Annotated in this window: 15 protein-coding genes; 11 read left to right on the top strand and 4 right to left on the bottom strand. The window is 35.3% G+C overall.

The annotated features are described in order from the left end of the window. The first annotated feature begins 10 nt into the window (after positions 1–10). On the top strand, positions 11–1,744 hold the full coding sequence (locus tag K7X70_RS20410) for a HEPN domain-containing protein (protein ID WP_222538791.1): 1,734 nt from the start codon (positions 11–13) through the stop codon (positions 1,742–1,744). Between the two features lie 74 nt (positions 1,745–1,818). Next, positions 1,819–2,703, top strand: a complete 885-nt coding sequence (locus K7X70_RS20405; protein WP_222538790.1) for a nucleotidyltransferase domain-containing protein — start codon at positions 1,819–1,821, stop codon at positions 2,701–2,703. Here the strand turns inward: K7X70_RS20405 and K7X70_RS20400 are convergent. Then, positions 2,700–3,221 carry a helix-turn-helix domain-containing protein gene (locus K7X70_RS20400; RefSeq protein ID WP_222538789.1) on the bottom strand — a complete coding sequence of 174 codons (522 nt, stop codon included), beginning with the start codon at positions 3,219–3,221 and terminating at the stop codon, positions 2,700–2,702. The genes K7X70_RS20405 and K7X70_RS20400 overlap by 4 nt on opposite strands. A gap of 462 nt (positions 3,222–3,683) precedes the next feature. Here K7X70_RS20400 and K7X70_RS20395 point away from each other — a divergent pair, with 462 nt between their 5' ends. From K7X70_RS20395 to K7X70_RS20385, 3 genes are read left to right on the top strand one after another with little or no spacing between them, the layout of a single operon-like run. Beyond that, the gene (locus K7X70_RS20395; protein ID WP_222538788.1) at positions 3,684–5,069 is read left to right on the top strand and encodes a TlpA family protein disulfide reductase; all 1,386 of its coding nucleotides are present in this window, start codon (positions 3,684–3,686) and stop codon (positions 5,067–5,069) included. Between the two features lie 18 nt (positions 5,070–5,087). Continuing rightward, positions 5,088–8,291 (top strand): SusC/RagA family TonB-linked outer membrane protein, encoded by a 3,204-nt coding sequence (locus K7X70_RS20390; RefSeq protein ID WP_222538787.1) that lies wholly within the window; start codon positions 5,088–5,090, stop codon positions 8,289–8,291. An 11-nt stretch (positions 8,292–8,302) separates the two neighbouring features. Beyond that, positions 8,303–9,661, top strand: coding sequence for a RagB/SusD family nutrient uptake outer membrane protein (locus K7X70_RS20385; RefSeq protein WP_222538786.1), 1,359 nt, complete (start codon positions 8,303–8,305; stop codon positions 9,659–9,661). A 64-nt stretch (positions 9,662–9,725) separates the two neighbouring features. Here the strand turns inward: K7X70_RS20385 and K7X70_RS20380 are convergent, their stop codons facing one another. The 3 genes from K7X70_RS20380 to K7X70_RS20370 all read right to left on the bottom strand — a co-directional run bounded on the left by K7X70_RS20380 (position 9,726) and on the right by K7X70_RS20370 (position 11,431). Continuing rightward, positions 9,726–10,064: a hypothetical protein gene (locus tag K7X70_RS20380; RefSeq protein WP_222538785.1), complete on the bottom strand. Its 339-nt coding sequence runs from the start codon at positions 10,062–10,064 to the stop codon at positions 9,726–9,728. A 134-nt stretch (positions 10,065–10,198) separates the two neighbouring features. Continuing rightward, positions 10,199–10,669, bottom strand: coding sequence for a MauE/DoxX family redox-associated membrane protein (locus K7X70_RS20375; protein ID WP_222538784.1), 471 nt, complete (start codon positions 10,667–10,669; stop codon positions 10,199–10,201). Between the two features lie 198 nt (positions 10,670–10,867). Continuing rightward, positions 10,868–11,431 (bottom strand): cyclic nucleotide-binding domain-containing protein, encoded by a 564-nt coding sequence (locus tag K7X70_RS20370; protein ID WP_222538783.1) that lies wholly within the window; start codon positions 11,429–11,431, stop codon positions 10,868–10,870. A gap of 279 nt (positions 11,432–11,710) precedes the next feature. Between K7X70_RS20370 and K7X70_RS20365 the strand changes: the two genes are divergently transcribed. The 6 genes from K7X70_RS20365 (at position 11,711) to K7X70_RS20340 (ending at position 17,574) form a co-directional block, all read left to right on the top strand. Further along, on the top strand, positions 11,711–12,985 hold the full coding sequence (locus K7X70_RS20365) for a hypothetical protein (RefSeq protein ID WP_222538782.1): 1,275 nt from the start codon (positions 11,711–11,713) through the stop codon (positions 12,983–12,985). 567 nt (positions 12,986–13,552) lie between these two features. Then, positions 13,553–14,722, top strand: coding sequence for a hypothetical protein (locus tag K7X70_RS20360; RefSeq protein WP_222538781.1), 1,170 nt, complete (start codon positions 13,553–13,555; stop codon positions 14,720–14,722). A gap of 142 nt (positions 14,723–14,864) precedes the next feature. After that, complete coding sequence (locus tag K7X70_RS20355; protein ID WP_222538780.1) at positions 14,865–15,140, top strand: hypothetical protein; 276 nt, start codon at positions 14,865–14,867, stop codon at positions 15,138–15,140. 337 nt (positions 15,141–15,477) lie between these two features. Further along, positions 15,478–15,753 (top strand): hypothetical protein, encoded by a 276-nt coding sequence (locus K7X70_RS20350; protein ID WP_068402291.1) that lies wholly within the window; start codon positions 15,478–15,480, stop codon positions 15,751–15,753. Between the two features lie 21 nt (positions 15,754–15,774). Then, positions 15,775–16,575 (top strand): DUF8464 domain-containing protein, encoded by an 801-nt coding sequence (locus K7X70_RS20345; protein ID WP_222538779.1) that lies wholly within the window; start codon positions 15,775–15,777, stop codon positions 16,573–16,575. A gap of 15 nt (positions 16,576–16,590) precedes the next feature. Beyond that, positions 16,591–17,574, top strand: coding sequence for a DUF8464 domain-containing protein (locus K7X70_RS20340; RefSeq protein ID WP_222538778.1), 984 nt, complete (start codon positions 16,591–16,593; stop codon positions 17,572–17,574). Positions 17,575–17,723 lie beyond the last annotated feature (149 nt).

The following is a 17,723-nucleotide window of genomic DNA, read 5'->3' as shown; positions in this document are numbered from 1 at the left end:
CATTTAAGTTATGGATGAAAACTATAAAACCATAAAAGAAAATGGCGATTTAATTGCCATTACCAGCAAGTTGATCAATATTGCAATGATTGAGCAGATTTACGTAAAGATCAATGATACAATAGCAGGTGACCGAAATTTAATTACTGTGGTTGTCTCTAATATGTATACCAAGCATATTAGCGAAATAATGCCCTTGGTAGATGCAATAATGCTGGATTACCCTGAATACAATTATCTGGTTAATCATCTACTACATGTAAAGGAAGCCATCAAGAGAGGAAATTTATTCTTTTACGATGCTTGTGGTCCAAAACGTCAATTTTATAACCGACCAGCTTGCAATAACATATTGTTTTACGATGACTTAGACGTAGAAAAGATGATAATGGATGCCAAAAAATCATTTAAGCACGAAATCAAAAAAGTAAACGAATTTAAAGAAACCGCCGCAGCTTGTATAGAAAATGGATATACTGCGTTGGCCGCTTTTATGCTGCATCAGCAAATAGAATTGTCCTATAGGGCCATTGAAATTGCCACTATGGGAAAAGATAAGGTCACCCACTCTATACGATTACATCAAAAATATGTTTCAATATTTCACCAGGAATTATCAAATGTCTTCGATGTTAATAATGAAACAGAAAGCCGTTTACTAGATCAGTTGGACTCGGCCTATTTAGAGGTCAGATACGAACCTGGGTTTGCCATTAATAAAGAAAAGTTAATGAAAATTAAGCACAAAGCAGACTTAATTACTGAAGCAACATTGCAAATCTTTGAGCGTACACTGTTATCTGTAGAAAAGGAAATTATCCTTTCTGGTCAAATCCCCATTTTAGAAATACGACAAACAACCGAATCCGAAGGTTTACCCCCTGAAATAGATGCAACTGAATTAAATGATGAATCTATCATTGACAAAATCAAAAACATTCCTGGTGTGCAATTCATTATTTGTTTTGGAGAAAAGATATGCACTATCGATAGGAATGAGCTTCTCATAGTTGCAGAGCAAACATGCAGAATAAGAAAAAGATATGACTTGTTGATTATTACAGAAAATGATTTACAACAAGAGTTATACAATCTCCAGGGAATGAATAACTCCGAACGCAACACTGACAAGTTTTCCTTTGTTGTCCTTACAAAAAAACAAGTCCAAAAAGGATTGGAAATGCATCAGCGTTTTCTTCTTGGCGCTTTAAAAAATGGATTACTTCTTTTCTCCAATGGTGATGATCTTACCGAGCTCCTTGGAGAAATACAATACATTGAGGAATATTCCCAAAACGAACTCGACTGTTTTTTGGTGGATTGGTACAACAGATACAACAATGCCGAAAGCTTTATTGAATCTGCAAATGACCTGTCTAATGGTGAATCTCTACCAGCTCAATTGTCCATGTTCAATCAAGGGTTAGAACAGCTATGTCTTGGCCTACTACAAGTTTTTATTGATTATAAACCAAATAGAAATAGTCTTGGTCATTTAATGGATCTTTGTTGTAGCTTCTTAAGTTTTCCAGAGGAAATATTTCCAAGAACAAATATTGAAGACTTAGAACTTTTCACGACACTTACGGATAGCTTCAGTAAAGTACGTTATAAAGGAAACATCGATGCTTCATCTAATGAATTAGGTATAATACTAAAACGGTGTAACTTGTTTTTGGAAAAAGCCGATGAAGCTGCCAGAACAAAAATCAAGGAAATGAAGGAGAAAAAATATGCTGATTAACTTTCAGTCTATCTGCATTTATTCCAAAAATGGGTCTCCTTTATTTTCTGTGACCAATTCAGTATCTTTATGGTATGAAAATAACTCTCCCGGATTTGCCAGAAGCTAAGATAAATGAGATAAATAGCATTGTAGAAGTTATTAAGGAATTTGTCAATCCAGATAAGATTATTCTTTATGGAAGCTATGTGAAAAATGCATACGTCGAAGACGTTTACATAAAAGGCGGGATTAAGTACTACTATATTAGTGATTATGATTTAATCATAATCACTAATAAAACAAACATCAAAGAGTTTGAACTGGAAAATGAGCTGGAAAAGAGGTTAAAGGTTAGACCAGATATTAATTTTTTCATGTATGACATAGACCATATCAATCAACTGTTAGAAAAGGGCGATTATTTTATGGTTCCTGTTTATAATGAGGGGATTTTATTATACGATCTAGGGAAAACAACTTTAAGAGAACCAAAGCCGATTTCGATGGCTCAAATGTTACAAAATTCAGTTGAGTATTATGACTATTGGCTTTTCAATGCAGAAGAACATTATGCAAGCGCTCAGAACTCATTACAGAGAAACATGGAAAGGAATACTCGACAGAGTTTAACAGCCTGGAATTTGTTTAACACAATTGAGTCTTTGTACAGTACAATTTTGTTGGTGTTTACTGGGAATAAGCCAAAGTTACATAACCTATTGAAATATAGAAGGTCAGTAAAAGGTTATTCTGAAGAACTTGACCAAATCTTTCCGACCAAATACCGTGATAGTTATGAACGAAATTTATTTGATCTATTAAATCGTGCTTACATTGGTGGTAAGTATAAAAAAGAATATGAGATTTCACTTCATGATGTTCAAGAGTTAAATCTCCGTATTGGCAAAATGATAGAAATTACAAGAAAAATGTGTCTGGAGCGCATTGAAAACTATCGCTCAGAGTCTATTGCCTAATTTAAATGGTATTTTGGTTTTTTCGGATTACCTGTATCTGTTTTAGTAAGCATCCCTTGTTCTGATAGATTATTTAGAACTCTTGAAATATCATTTGTTTTGTATTTTGTTTGATGTTGGATATTTATAGCTTCTTTAATCTGAAATGCATAAACTGGTTGTTTTGCTGACGAATTTAGGAGGTAATTTTCCACCAATATGGTTGGACCTAACTCTTTAAAATTAAAAGTTGTTGAGAATCCTTTGTCTAGTAAATACTTTTGAATATTCTTTTGTAAGCTTTCTTTACTAGGAAAATTTTTGGTTTCAGAGACAAGATCAGCTTCCGCCACCCCAAAAAAGGCTGCAAATTTTTCTAAATAGGCGATTGTTATGTTGGCCTCCCCACTACAAGCATTTCTAACATGTGAAAGTGATATATCAGTGGCTAATGCAATTTTTTCAAAAGATACGTTAGCAGACTTTTTTAAGTAAAATAAATTATCCCCTACCTTTTGTATTATACCTCTTTTATGCATCGTCAACAAATAATGGAATATTTAAAACGCATTAAAGGTTATTTTAGAGAAAGTTTTGAGTATTGCGTAATATTCATTATATTCGTGTTGTAACATCATGTTAATGAACATATTCTCGTTTCAAGGTTCTGAAAAACACTAGAAATTTGAGATATGTTAAATAAAATTCAACTAACACCCTTTTTGGGCGCAGGTACTCTTTTGTACCTAAGAGTCGGTTTTTCAGAACTCAGAAATGAGCAAAAGAGACCTGCGCCGATATGGGTTTCTTTATATCCAACGGTTTTAATTGAGCAATGTTGCTCAAATAAAAACCGCTATAAGCTTATAATCAAAGCACCTGACTAGGTAGTTAATAATAGCGGGTGGCGGTATCCTTAACCAGGGGGGGATCGCCGTCACCTTGCTTTATCTTTTTAATCAAACCTACCTAGTATTAAATCCTAAAATTAATCAAAAAAAATGAACGATATAGATCGTATGGGATTGGTATTGCCTTTCCCCAACAAACACACATATATTTTTATCTATCTCTTTACCCTTATTTCAGGGTGTTATAGTGTTAAAGCACAAGACAATAAATCTGTTGATGTTACTACTAAAGGTATACAGATTGGTCAACAAGTTCCAGATATTACTATTACTAATATCCATAATTACAAAACAAAATCTGCAAAGATTTCGGACTTTAAAGGCAAGCTTTTAATAATCGATTTTTGGGCAACCTGGTGCAGCTCCTGTATAAAAAACTTCCCTAAAATGGAAGATTTTCAAAAAAAATTCGCAGGAAAAATTCAAATTTTAGCATCGACTTCGCAGGATGAAGAAACTGTCAAGAAATTTCTTATATCACATTCAACCACTAGAGGAAGAACCGTTAATATCACTACAGCTGTAGATGATAAAATACTGAGGGAATTATTTCCTCATAATGGAATCCCACATATTGTCTGGATTGATCAAGAAGGCAAGGTTGCCGCGATCACTGGAGTTGAAGAGTTTACAGAACAAAATATTACACAAATATTAAGTGGAAAAGGTAATCACTTCAAGGAGAAATTATCAATTAATATACAACAACCCTTATTTCTTTCTGAAAACTATCTATCATATAATAATTTGCTTCATTATTCAATTTTTACTAAGTCAGCAAATCCAGGATTACCAAATGGTAGTCGTCTAAGAACAAAAGACGACATCGTTTATGGTAGAGTTTTAACCAACTCATCTTTAATGCAAATATATGAAGCAGTAGCTCGACAGATTTTTAGGAAAGCTGGTGGTCATTATAGTAAAAAGCATCTGATACTAAATGTTGCCGACACTACGCTCATAACTGGACGCTTTAAAGATGGAAAGTACGATTTAGAAAATCAATATAGTTACGATTTTATTGTCCCTATTATAGAAGCCGATTCTCTTTACAGCTACATGTTGCAAGATCTGAATAGGTATAGTGGTTATGTCGGGAAAATTGAAAATCGTCTGGTACGTTGCTATACTTTGTTGAAAACAAAACAAAATAACCAACTAAAAACGGCTGGCGGAGCTATTGTAAATACTTTATTCTATAACAAACCAGCAAAACTTCAAAATTGTCCGATTTCGTATCTGGTCAACGAGCTAAATTCCTTAAAGGAAATCACACTTCCTGTTGTCGATGAAACAAACTATCAATGGAATATCGATATAGAACTTTCGGGTGGTCGCGATCTTACTGAACTAAATACTGATTTGGATAAATATGATTTACAATTAAAAGAAAATTTCAGAGTAATTCCGATGTTAATTCTATCTGAGAAGCCAAATCAACCTTCAAATATCATCTCTATTCCAAAACCACTTTAATCCAACAAAATATTTAACATGAAAACGAAACTATTTACCATTATCATGATGTTTAGTGTTACTAGCTTGTTTGCACAGTATAAATTTAGTGGGCAAGTAATATCGGCTGAGGATGAAAAACCCTTACATGGTATAACTATTCAATTAAAGGGCACCTTGCTGACAGTTAGTTCTGATCGAAATGGCATATTTTTCTTCGATAACTTGAAAGATACTGTTACCATAATTGTATCATCCATCGGATTCAAAAAACTTGAAATGCAATTAAGGTTACCAATCACACATTTATTAAAACTCAAATTGTATCCATTAACAGTAGACCTTAAAGAAGTCGAAGTATCTACAGGTTACCAAACAATCCCAAAAGAGCGTTCAACAGGGTCGTTTACTTCTGTGGATAATAATTTATTCAACCAACAAATAAGCCCAGATATCATGAGCAGGTTATCGGCAGTAGCTAGTGGGATAACAGTTGACAAAGGAACAAATGGTACAGGGAACATATTGATACGGGGCTTAAGCACGATCAATGGCCCAAAAAGCGCATTAATTATAGTAGATAACTTCCCTTACGATGGCGATATCAATAATATCAATCCAAACCAAGTAGAAAATATTAGTATACTGAAAGACGCAGCCGCTGCTTCTATTTGGGGCGCAAGAGCAGGAAATGGTGTCATCGTTATCACTACAAAAAAGGGTAGATATAATCATCCCTTATCAATTGATTTTAATGCTAACATTACCATTGGTACGAAACCGGATCTTTCTTACATAAGACAGATTTCTTCACCTAATTTTATTGATGTTGAACAACTTTTATTTAAAAATAATTATTACGATAACTGGATCAATGACCCCAATAAGCGAGTTTTGTCCCCAGTAGTTGAGATACTTTTAAAACAATTAAGTGGAAGCATTTCTGGTGATGAAGCCAATAAACAAATAAATGTGCTTCGCGAAAATGACATTCGTAATGATCTTAATAAATATATGTATCGCCACTCCCTTTCCCAACAATATGCATTAAACCTTAAAGGCGGTACAGAAAAACTAGCATGGTCTACATTTGCTGGCTATGACAAAGATCTAAACAACCTAAGTATAACAATTGATCGATTAAATCTTAGATTCCAAAATACATATAAACCTGTTAAAAACCTTCAATTATTATCAGCAATACAATATACACAAAGCTCTATATCAAGCGGAAAAACTGGATATGGCAATATTACCTCAAATGGAATATCGTTTCTTCCATATACAAAGATCGCTGACGATAACGGAATTGCTTTGCCAGTAATCAAAGATTACAATCAAGATTATAAATTTTCGGCAGGCAATGGGAAGCTTTTGAATTGGCAGTATTATCCATTGGAAGATTACAAGTTTAATACTGAAAAAACAAACATTACAGATGTTTTGATCAATACAGGATTAAATTACCAAATTATTCCAGGTTTCAGTGCTGACATCAAATATCAATACGAACGACAGGAAAACACTGTCAGAAACTTATCTGCCCCCAATAGCTATTCTGCCCGTAATTTGGTAAACAGGTATGCCCAGGAGGTGTCTTCTGGCAATGTTATCTTTCCGATTCCTATTGGGGGTATCCTTGATGTGAACAACCAACTTCTTCAGTCACAAAGTTTAAGGGGGCAGCTTAACATTGATCAAACTTGGGATTTACATAATTTATCAGCAATTGGAGGATGGGAAATGCGGTCTGCACATAACTCCGGTTATCTTAATCGCTTTTATGGGTACGACAACGATTTACTTACATATGGAAACGTCGATTATATGACTCAATTTCCTGATTTCGTGAGTGGAGGAACAGCTACTATACCTGCAAATACAGATATAAGTGATAGAACCACACGTTACATATCCTATTTTTCGAACGTTGCATATACATATAAATCGAGATATAGTCTATCACTTAGTGGTCGACGAGACGCCTCTAATTTATTTGGGTTAAAAACTAATGATCAATGGAACCCATTTTGGTCAGCGGGAGTAAGCTGGAATCTTTCTGAGGAAAAGTTCTATCTGTCAAAAATACTTCCGTACTTGAAATTGAGGGCAACCTATGGTTTTAGTGGGAATATTGATCCGTCAATGGTAGCAGTAAGTACCATAGCTTATGGTGGTAGCAATTCATTGTATACCAATACACCATTTGCTAGTTTTAGAAATTACTATAATCCAGAACTGAAATGGGAAACCTCAAAAATGTTCAATATCGCCCTGGATTTTAAATCAAATCATGACAGAGTTACTGGAAGTCTTGAATACTTTAAGAAACGCGGCTTAAACCTTTTTGGTACCGCATTAATTGATTATACAGCCGGAGTCGGTACTCAAATTGTAAAAAATGTTGCGAGTATGAATGGTCATGGTATTGACCTTGAATTGCGAACGATAAATACGACAGGAATGATCAAATGGTCGTCTTTATTGAACTTTAGTTTTTACAAGGATGAAATCACCGATTATTATTTAAGTTCGTTACAAGGAAGCAACTTTATTACCAACACCTCCGTGTTTCCTATATCAGGACTAAAGGGCTATCCTGTGTACTCTATTTTTGCTTATAGATGGTCGGGGCTTGATCCTCAAACAGGAGATCCACGCGGTTATTTAAGTGGACAGATAAGCAAAGATTATACTGCAATTACCAGCAGTGGTACTAAGGTTTCTGACCTTAGGTATTTTGGGTCAGCATTGCCAACTAAATTCGGATCATTTGTCAACACCATAAGGTACCAGAATGTTTCTTTAAATTTTAGTTTAGTTTATAAACTGGGTTATTATTTCAGACGTAATTCTATTAATTATACATCATTATTTAATGACTGGCAAGGTCATAGTGATTACGCCAACCGTTGGCAAAAGAAGGGCGATGAAAACCTAACTGATGTACCCTCATTAATCTATCCAAATGATAATGCTAGAGATAATTTTTACAGTGGCTCAGAAGTACTCGTTGAAAAAGCTGATCATATTCGCTTACAATATATAACTATTAATTATGAAATTGATAAAAAGCAATGGCGCCATATTCCTTTCAAAAGCCTTCAGGTGTACGGAAGCATTAGTAATGTAGGCATTTTGTGGCGTGCAAATAAATTAGGTATCGATCCAGATTTTAACTATGGATTGTATCCTATTGTTAATCCAAGGACATATTCTGTTGGAATAAAAGGTAGCTTTTAATTTAAAATATTATGAAAAACACACACTTTAAAACAATCATATTGATGTTTATAACAGTCTCTTGTTGTACTGGATGCAAAAAGTTTTTAGAAGAGAAATCAGATAAAAAGTTGGTAGTTCCCTCAACAATGAATGCACTTCAAGCCCTACTAGACAATTATAATTTTATGAATACTAAGTTTTCAGCCGCAGGGGAAACCAGCGCTGATGATTATTACTTAACAGGCGCTGATTACACAGCACTTCCTAGCATATTTAATAAAAGAATGTATACCTGGGAAAAGGATAATTTATTTGATATTGGTTACAACGGCAACGATTGGAGTTCTTGTTATAAAGCTATTTATATAGCAACTTCAGTTCTCGATAACTTACAGAAAATTGAAAGATCAAACGAGTGGAATAATTTAAAAGGTCAGGCTCTTGTTTTTAGGGCTTCACGTTATCTCGATGCAGTTCAGACTTGGTCTGTACCATACGATGAACAAACAAGAAGTAAAGACTTGGGACTTCCACTACGTTTAGACCCAGACTTTAATGGTAAATCAGAACGTGTAAGCGTAGAACAAACCTATAACCAGATAATAACTGATTTGCAATCGTCAATTTCACTACTTCCTATAAAACCTCTCAGTCAAACTAGGCCATCTAAAGCAGCCGCATATGGACTTCTTTCAAGGACATTTTTGGCAATGGGCCAATATGCAAATGCAGGTCTTTACGCGGATTCTTGTTTACAACTACACAATGCTTTACTTGACTATAATATTCTGAATGCTTCGGCTTCATTTCCTATTAAAGATGGAAACATTGAAGTCATATTTTACCAAGCAATGTCAACTCCCGATGTATTAAATGCCAGTAGGGCTAAAATTAGTCTAACTCTTGTACAATCTTACGATTCGAATGATCTTAGAAATAAAATATTTTTTAAGGCCAACTCAGATGGTAGCTTTACTTTTAAGGGTAATTATACGGGTAGCTCAGGACGTTTTACGGGAATAACTAGTGATGAAATGCTTTTAAATCGGTCAGAATGTTTTGCAAGATCCGGTAATATTTCTGAAGCGATAAATGATTTAAATTTGTTATTATCAAAAAGATGGAAAACAGGAACTTTTGTGCCTTTTAAAACAACGGACAAACAATATGCCTTGCAACTAATATTAACAGAAAGAAGAAAAGAATTGCTGATGCGCGGATTGAGGTGGTTTGATATCCGTCGGTTAAACAAGGATGGTGCAAATATCAAATTGAGTAGGCAAATTAATGGGCAGGATTATACACTAATTCCGAATAGCATTCGTTTTGCCTTGCCACTACCTGAAGATGTCATTACTTTATCTGGTATGCAGCAGAATCCAAGATGAAAATAAAAGTCTAATCATAACATAGTCGGAAGAATATTTCCGACTATGTTGTTACTTGATATTCCTATTGTTTGTGGCCTTCTGACATATCAGATATGTCATCTGGGGTCAACGGTGTCAAAATACTTTGTAATTGAGTTGCATTGTCTGCATTAACAAAAATTTTGCACGGACGTTCTGCATTTACTACACATGCTTCAGAGTTATTACTGGTTGCGTAATTAGTTGCAACTTTAAATTGTGCAGGATCATTACTTGTACTATTATAATACCAATATCTGGTTGCTTTACTGTTGTTTGTTTTACTATCTGCTTTAAAGCCAAATGTTAAGACCGATACAAGTAAAATTGCAGATAATCCGAAGATATTCACGCTTTTAAGCGCATTTTTAAATTTTTCCATAATTGTAATTTTTGTTGTTGCACATTTTTTTTAGTGCGACAGGTTTTTTCTTTCGGACCGCTAGGGTTTCAGGTCTTCGGGATGATTTAATAAGTTTTCATTTTGCAGATAAAACCCTGGTTCTGCCGTATGACCTAAACACTGCTTTGTATGGAACCCTTTCTTTTTTTTAGGTTTAACAATCTGTTATATGCTGTCCAACCATTGTCAAATGCAAGACCCAATGAGATGAGTAATACAAAGAAGAGGTTGAAAATTAGATGTGTCCCGTAGCTCATGTTTTTCAAAATTCCACCGCAGCTACATGGAACCTTGCCAAAAATACCTGTCATTACCACTGCGATGTAAACTGAAAATAGGGACAACAGAATTAAAGATGCCCATAAGGCTTTTTTACGTGTAACCTGGATAACTAGCAGAGCAGCTAATGTCAACTCAATTGCTGGTATCAACCAGATAAGAATGGACGCTATCCAATTTGGGAATACCTGGTTAACCATTTCCAAACTCGATTTTTCGTAATCTGCCAATTTGCTCAATCCTGCATATACGAATAGACAGGAAATGATAATGGCAACGACTTTTATTACATCTTCCTTTTTCATATTTGATTAGTTGATATGTAAAATTAGAAGGCTATTGACCGTAAAACTATAGGCAAAAAAGAAAACTTATGGATTATTTCTAACGTTTTTAAGGTATGAAATCTAACCTCGATTTAGTGTGAAAAGAAACAAAAGTGGGTATTCAATAGTATTAAGGGAACCCTGGCGAAAAAAAAGAAAAGAAAATCTGAAATCTTTTTAGCGCGCTTTTTTAACGCTATAGTAATATTTTTTATCAATCCTGAGCATTTGTGCTAAGTGTTCATCAGTCATTACCTTTTCCAATTCAGGGTTATTCATTTTAAAATATTCTAACCGGTTCTTCGCATTGGGAATGCGTAACATTAATTCTCTTTTACGGCCATCTAAAAGATTTCCTTCATAAATTTCTAAAAGCATCTTATAGAGATTTAGATCTTCCTTAGCCAGCTTTTCTGCCCTCATAAGATTTAATATGTAAGCTTGTGTAGGTTTCAAAAACTCGATAGTTTCGGATGTGCCTTTTTGCGAAAGGAAGCCATTGCTTGGGATTAAAAAACCGTTTTCAAGCATCCAAAGTGTATAACTGTCCTCTTTAAATTCAACTGATCCTCTAACCAGCCCACTTGAAATATAATATAGCATTGGCACAGATTGCCAGGTGCCGTTTCCAAACATCCATCCCTTTTTAAACTCTGTTTTAATGAAGAGTGTCTTTAGCAGATCTACAGTTCTTTTTGTGGCTGAATTAAGCGATTCTAGTTTCGTTATTAGAGCATCCATGTTAAATGATCGTTAATTATTTGGCAATTAACAAACATTTAATTGAAAAAATACCTGACAGAATCTTTTTGAAAAAGTGTCATATTGTAGTAATATATGCCTTTATGGGTAATTAGAGACTGATTTTACCTGACAAAAATAAATTTTCAATTTTTCCACATTTTTGTGATATTTACTAGAACAATAACAATGTCATACCAAATATTTAAGGCTGGTCTACATTGTGTGGTTTGGTACAGATGTCTAACGCTTAAGAAAACACTGTGAAAGGAAACTGTTTTGCAAAAATTAATCTCACAACTAAAAAGTTTTACCGAAATTTTAGGTGAACTTAAAAACCTCAATTTTGCAAAAGGCATTGATGAAAACCACGCAACAATATTCAGAACGAATTGGAGCATTTTTCGAGAAAGCCTTGAAGAGCAAATAGAAGAACAAGATACATCCGATAAGCTCTCTATCTTCATAAAGGGCCTGCAAAAGAATTTGACTACATTTTCCAATGATATTTTTGCTTTATTCAAAAAAAATGAAACGACAGATTGTGCTTCTTTGCTGGAAAATATAAAACTGTTCAGGGAAATTGGACCAGAAACAATCGAAATTTTAGATTACATACAAAATATTCATTCAGAATACTTTGACCTGACTGCTGATATTTCACTTTGGAAAATATATACTAATGAAGCATCACGAAACCAAAGTAATTTGATCATTTGGAATTTACAGCAAAACAATGTTGATTATAACCTTATTGAAATTATTACAGATCACCTGGGCATACTTTATGACACCAGTAACCCTAAAATAAAAGATTGGCATCAATTTAATTATATAGTCAACCTTGCGAACGAACTGAGTTCAATTATCAGTTTGCCAAAGGAAGGAGATAATACTTTAAAAATCATAAAGTTGCTTATAGGATATGATTTCAACCCGCTTTCTTTTTATGAGTTCATGCTAGAATATTCAGCAAAGGTTGCGTCTCAAAATATGCCTTATGAAGATCAGGAGTTAGAACTTCTTGCCTTACTGAAAACAATTGAGAATATTCGGCCTGAATGTAAACATGGTTATAATAAAGATGTAATGCCAATTGGCGAATCAATAAGTGGCTCTATTAGGAGAGAATTGGAAACTATTGAACGTATGAGAGCTGTTCATTTTCCCAATTACCAAAACACAAAGAATGGTGTAATTCCTAACTTTTATTTTGAGATCAATGCAACACTGGAGGAACTTTTCTTTCTGATTAGGATTATGCTTGAATCGCATGTAATAAAAACCAAGTTTAAATCTAACCTCTACACCTTTACAGAAAGGCACATTAGAACTGCGCGTACAAAAAAACCATCTCCTCAATACATGAGAAATATATTTGGGCCTAAAAATGATGTTCCTGCAAGGATCGTAAAAAGGATACGGTTTTCGCTAGTTCTTCTTATTAATTTTATTGATTCAAACTTCAAGGATCAACTTAAGGTATGGACATTAGGATTTATAGCTATTTTGTTTCAAGAAGATCTAATAAACCTTTGCTCTTTAGTAGCCTAACTAACTCATTGAACCAGTCATAACAAAAGTTCTCCATCTTCAGAACTTTTCCCCATCCCAAATCAGTTATTTCTTTAATTGTATAAAAACCCATTTGCTTGGATTTTTCCTTGAAGTACTCACTTACTTCAAGTCCACTTATTGGAAGGTATATTAAATTTATATCGTCGTACATAATTAAAAAAAGCGTGTGCAATTAGACGTATCCGTACAAGAGGCCCGACTAAGAACCATACACAGGAAGAGCTAACCGCCACGCGATGATGTGATTGATCAGTCCATTCATCTCCCTTGTGTCTTTTTGAAGTTTAGTCGGTTTCTTGTACCAAGGTTAAATAGCTGTCGCTAATATATTTTCGTTTGTAATTTCTTTTACATCATAATGCTAATGTAAGTATACTGTTTCAGAAAAAAAACAATAAATAGTGTCAGGTAAATACTGGTTTAAAATGACCAATAACATGGTTTTTGGGTAAATATGACACTTTTCGCATGTCACCTAATACACTTTTTTTATATAGTTGAGCTTTTCAACTTGTGAGAAATTAACATCTAAAACCCTGTATTATGAATTTGAAATTTAAAATCTTTCAATGGGTGGATGAAGTCTTACATCCCAAAGCATTAATTAACAATGAAATCAACAAAGAAGACCTTGTAAAATTAGAAAATGGTTTTTTAAATCAGCTGAAAAATTACGCAGAATTGGCTTTTAGCGGAACAGTGTTATCACGAAGGCATACTGCTGTACACCTTAGGTTATTGGTTAACCTAAGCAATACTATTTACGGGTACCTTTTCTGTTTAACATCAGCAAGTAAACATAAGAAAACATCATCGGAGTTAAGGTTATTTTATTTGAATATACTTAATGCTTTAGAGAAAACAATTGGAACAGTAGCACAATACGAACCAAAAGTAGGATCAAAAATGCCCCTTACGCGTTATCATTTTTCAGGTTTGAAAATGGAAATGAAGACAATTATCAAAAATTGTTTAAACATCTTAAAACGGTCTCCCACAGAAAAAAAATTGTATGATCTGATTGAGAGGGAATTTTTTCTATTTATAAACAAAAAAGAAATCAATCAATATGAGATAGACTATACCTGGAACCTAAGTAGACAAATTGCTAATCTTGAACTAGCAGATACTTCAGACCTGATCGATATATTATTTATAAATGAATTTAACTCTAGGATTTTTTTTGATTTCTACAGCAACGAGCTAAATTCTAAGCTCAAAGATATCCCAAATCTACACGATCAACTGTTAACTATTATTGCAGAACAGGATAGGTTTAGTGGATTGGCTGGAAGTACAATAAAAATGTATCCTTGTCAAGTCTCAACTTATGATCATTTTAAAGCTTTCCTTGTTAATAAAGAACGACATCTTAAACAACTAATAAACTTACGTAGAGTTGTTAGCCAAGATGAGCAGTTTTCTAAATCGACCCACCGCTTAAAAATATTTTTGTCTGTGGCTCAACTTGGACTATTTATCCGGTTGTTCGTTGAGAAGGGACTTTTGGCTAAAGAGAATATTGGAGACCAATTTACTTTTTTTGCTTCCCATTTTTCTACACCGCAAGCACCGTTTATATCGGCGGAAAGTCTTAGAAAAAAATCTACTGATGTAGAGTTTGCGACTGCACAAAAACTAAAAGCGCATCTGATCGGGATGCTCAATTGGTTAAACGAAAATTATAACCTTTCTAATTTTAAAGGGTCCTAAAAGGCATTTTATAATTAAATCATAACAATTCCCAGACAGGGGGTGACCGTTTTTCAGTCACCCCCTGTCCCTGTTTTAGCCCCCCTCTAAATTCTTGCTTTGTCTCGGAAATGATAGTTAAACCAACATTAAAGGAACTCTTATGAAGCTGAAAGATCTGGTTAACCTGTTAAAAAATGCTACCGAGCAAGGCGCTTCAAAAGCCCTTTTGCAGAGTGGACATTTACAGGACCAGCTCAGCAAGGCCGAAGCCTACCGTCTTTTTGGCCGCGGCAATGTGGATCGTTGGATCAGCGAAAAACTGATCGGCCCAATCCATTCAGAAAGATCTTCCCGAAAATACTTGGACCGAAAAAAACTGGAAGCAATAGCTGCATCCAGCAACCGGATCACCTACCTGCCTGTGGCAGAGCGGTAAACTTCCTCATTTCCGAAAGGTCTTTGACGTACAGGGATGAAGCATTAACCCGCCTAAGAGCCGGGAAATTTTGCGAAAGTGAGGTTAGGTATTCGTTGTTTTTTTCTGGCAAACATGACCGGAGAAAAATGGCGGATCAAGCACCAATCTGAAAGCGCATTGGCAGGCCGAGGGAATTATCGTGCATAATTCCCAAGTGGCCCGTGTCGTAGGACACGACGCTAGTAGTCCCGATTTTTCAAATCGGCAAAGCGAATTACAACGGGTTCGTTCCCCGTTGCCGGTTCTCTTAGGGATATTTTATGCCCTTTTCTATCGCTCATAAAACTTTCTATTTATGAATATTCTATTAACTGATCACCAGCTCAGCATTCTGTTACGTGATGCCGCGGAAATGGGCGCCAAGCTCGCCCTTGCTAGGACCGGAAAAATTAAGCAGTACATGAATAAGTCTGAGGCATACCGGATTTATGGAAGGGCAAATATCGAACATTGGATTGATCAGGGACTACTTACCCGCAGAAAGGACGGCAATTATTCGGCAGCTTGGCGTATTGACCGTATCGAAGCCGAAACAATCCGAAAATCGCTTGACGCTCTACTCTATATCTGAAACCATTCCAATCAATAAACTATGAAAACTTCATTCTTAAGTGCGGGTTCCATTAAGGAACAGGTCACACTAAGCAGGCTTATAGCTTGCCTCGGCTACAAACCGACCAAAAGCAATGGCGACGAGCAGTTGTATCTTAATGTTTTAAGAACTGACGAAGCTAAACCTACATTTCTTGTAAACACCCAATTGGATGTTTGGTACGACCGCTCAACAAAGAAAAGCGGTAACATTATTGACTTTGGTTTGGCCTATTGGCCAGAACTTAATTCGGACCAGATATCAGAGAAGATTAGCCAGCTATTCACAACTTATCCGCAACTGTCTGCTTCAACAAACTTACAGCCCGTTGGTAGAAAAAGACGAGCGATAAAAATCCCGTTTTATCATATTCAGGAAACAAGACCAGTAGGTTGCAATACTGAAATAACAGACTATTTGAAATCAGAAGGTTTATGGGAGATGGCCATCGGCCATCTTAAAGAAGTTTATTATTATGTCGTGGATGAAAAACACCGACGTAAGGATTTTTTCGCCGCTGGCTGGCAAAATGAAAATGGAGGATGGGAAGTGATTAGCAAGAATTTCTCCGGCAGCCTCGGTCGTAAAGGCATGACCTTTATACCAGGCAAAGAAAACAGTCTGGCACTGTTTGATGATTATCTTAATTATCTCAGCTGGAAATATAAAAACAAGTTACCTGGTCCCAGCATATTGATTTTGAACTCTCCAGAGTTTTCAATTGCTGCAAAAAAACGGGCTGAAAAATTCGAGAATGTAGTTCTTATTATGAACGAAAATTTTAAAGCAAACAATCCCTAACCAATTTGTATTGTCATGCCAAATTATATCGATGTTGCCACATTGAAAGATATTTCTATTGTGGATTTTTTGGCTCGCTTGGGTCACCATCCAGTCAGAAAGACAGGGAAAGAACACTTTTATCATAGTATGCTGAGAGAAACCAAAAAGGACACACCATCATTTACGGTATGGGATGCAGGAAACTGCTGGAAAGACTGGGGTGGTGCAAATGCAACTGGTATTTTTAAGGGTGGCATTGTACAGCTGGGTACGGCATATTGGCCAGATCTGTCCTTTGTTGAAGTATTGAACAAGATACAGCAAGTTTGCGACATGGATACTGCTTTAATTCCTGAATATGTTCCTCCCAAAATTTATCCAAAAGACCCAGAAAAAGGAACTTACGAATGGGGTTTGACCAACGTCCGGGAGTTGGGTAGCAATTACGTTCTTACCCAATATCTTCATTCCAGGGGGCTGTTTGAAATAGCTAAAAGTCAACAGGTGAAAGAAGTTTATTACAATCGTATAAATAATACCGAAAATACCTCTCCTTACTATGCTGTAGGTTGGCAGAACGAACATGGTGCCTGGGAGTTTGGCAATGCAAAGGGCTTTAAAAGTACCATAGGTCAAAAAGGTATCTCAGTAATCCAAGGCAATCCAGATCATGTTGCAGTTTTCGAAGGGTATATGGACTATTTAAGTTGGCAGTTACTGCACCCGAATTTAAAACCCACAATTATTGTACTTAACGCGATTACTATGCTAGGTTATGCCATTGGTCGAATTAAGAATTTCCATACTGTAGATGTGTATTTTGATAACGATGATCCTGGCCGAAATTGCGCCCAATTACTAAAGAAAGAAATACCCCATGCGGTTGACTGTTCATATGAGTATGCAGGCTATAAGGATTATAATGAAAAGTTAAAAGACGATCTCAATAGTTCTAAACGCTTAGTTGAAAGTACTCCAGTCGAAACCGCAGGTTATAGTACGGGAAGGAAACGCTGACGATTTCCAGTTAAGTTATCTATATATACAAAAATAAACATATCCACTTATAGGGATATCTGTTTATTTATCTATGTCTTGTCCTAAAAAGTCTTTACAGTTGGGATCTGTTACTACTATATGTTCTTTACAACAGATACTTAGTCCGA

The organism is Pedobacter polysacchareus, assembly GCF_019802255.1.
GTDB classification, from domain to species: domain Bacteria; phylum Bacteroidota; class Bacteroidia; order Sphingobacteriales; family Sphingobacteriaceae; genus Pedobacter; species Pedobacter polysacchareus.
Note: the sequence above shows the minus strand (reverse complement) of the source record. Positions and strands in the feature narration are given on the sequence as shown.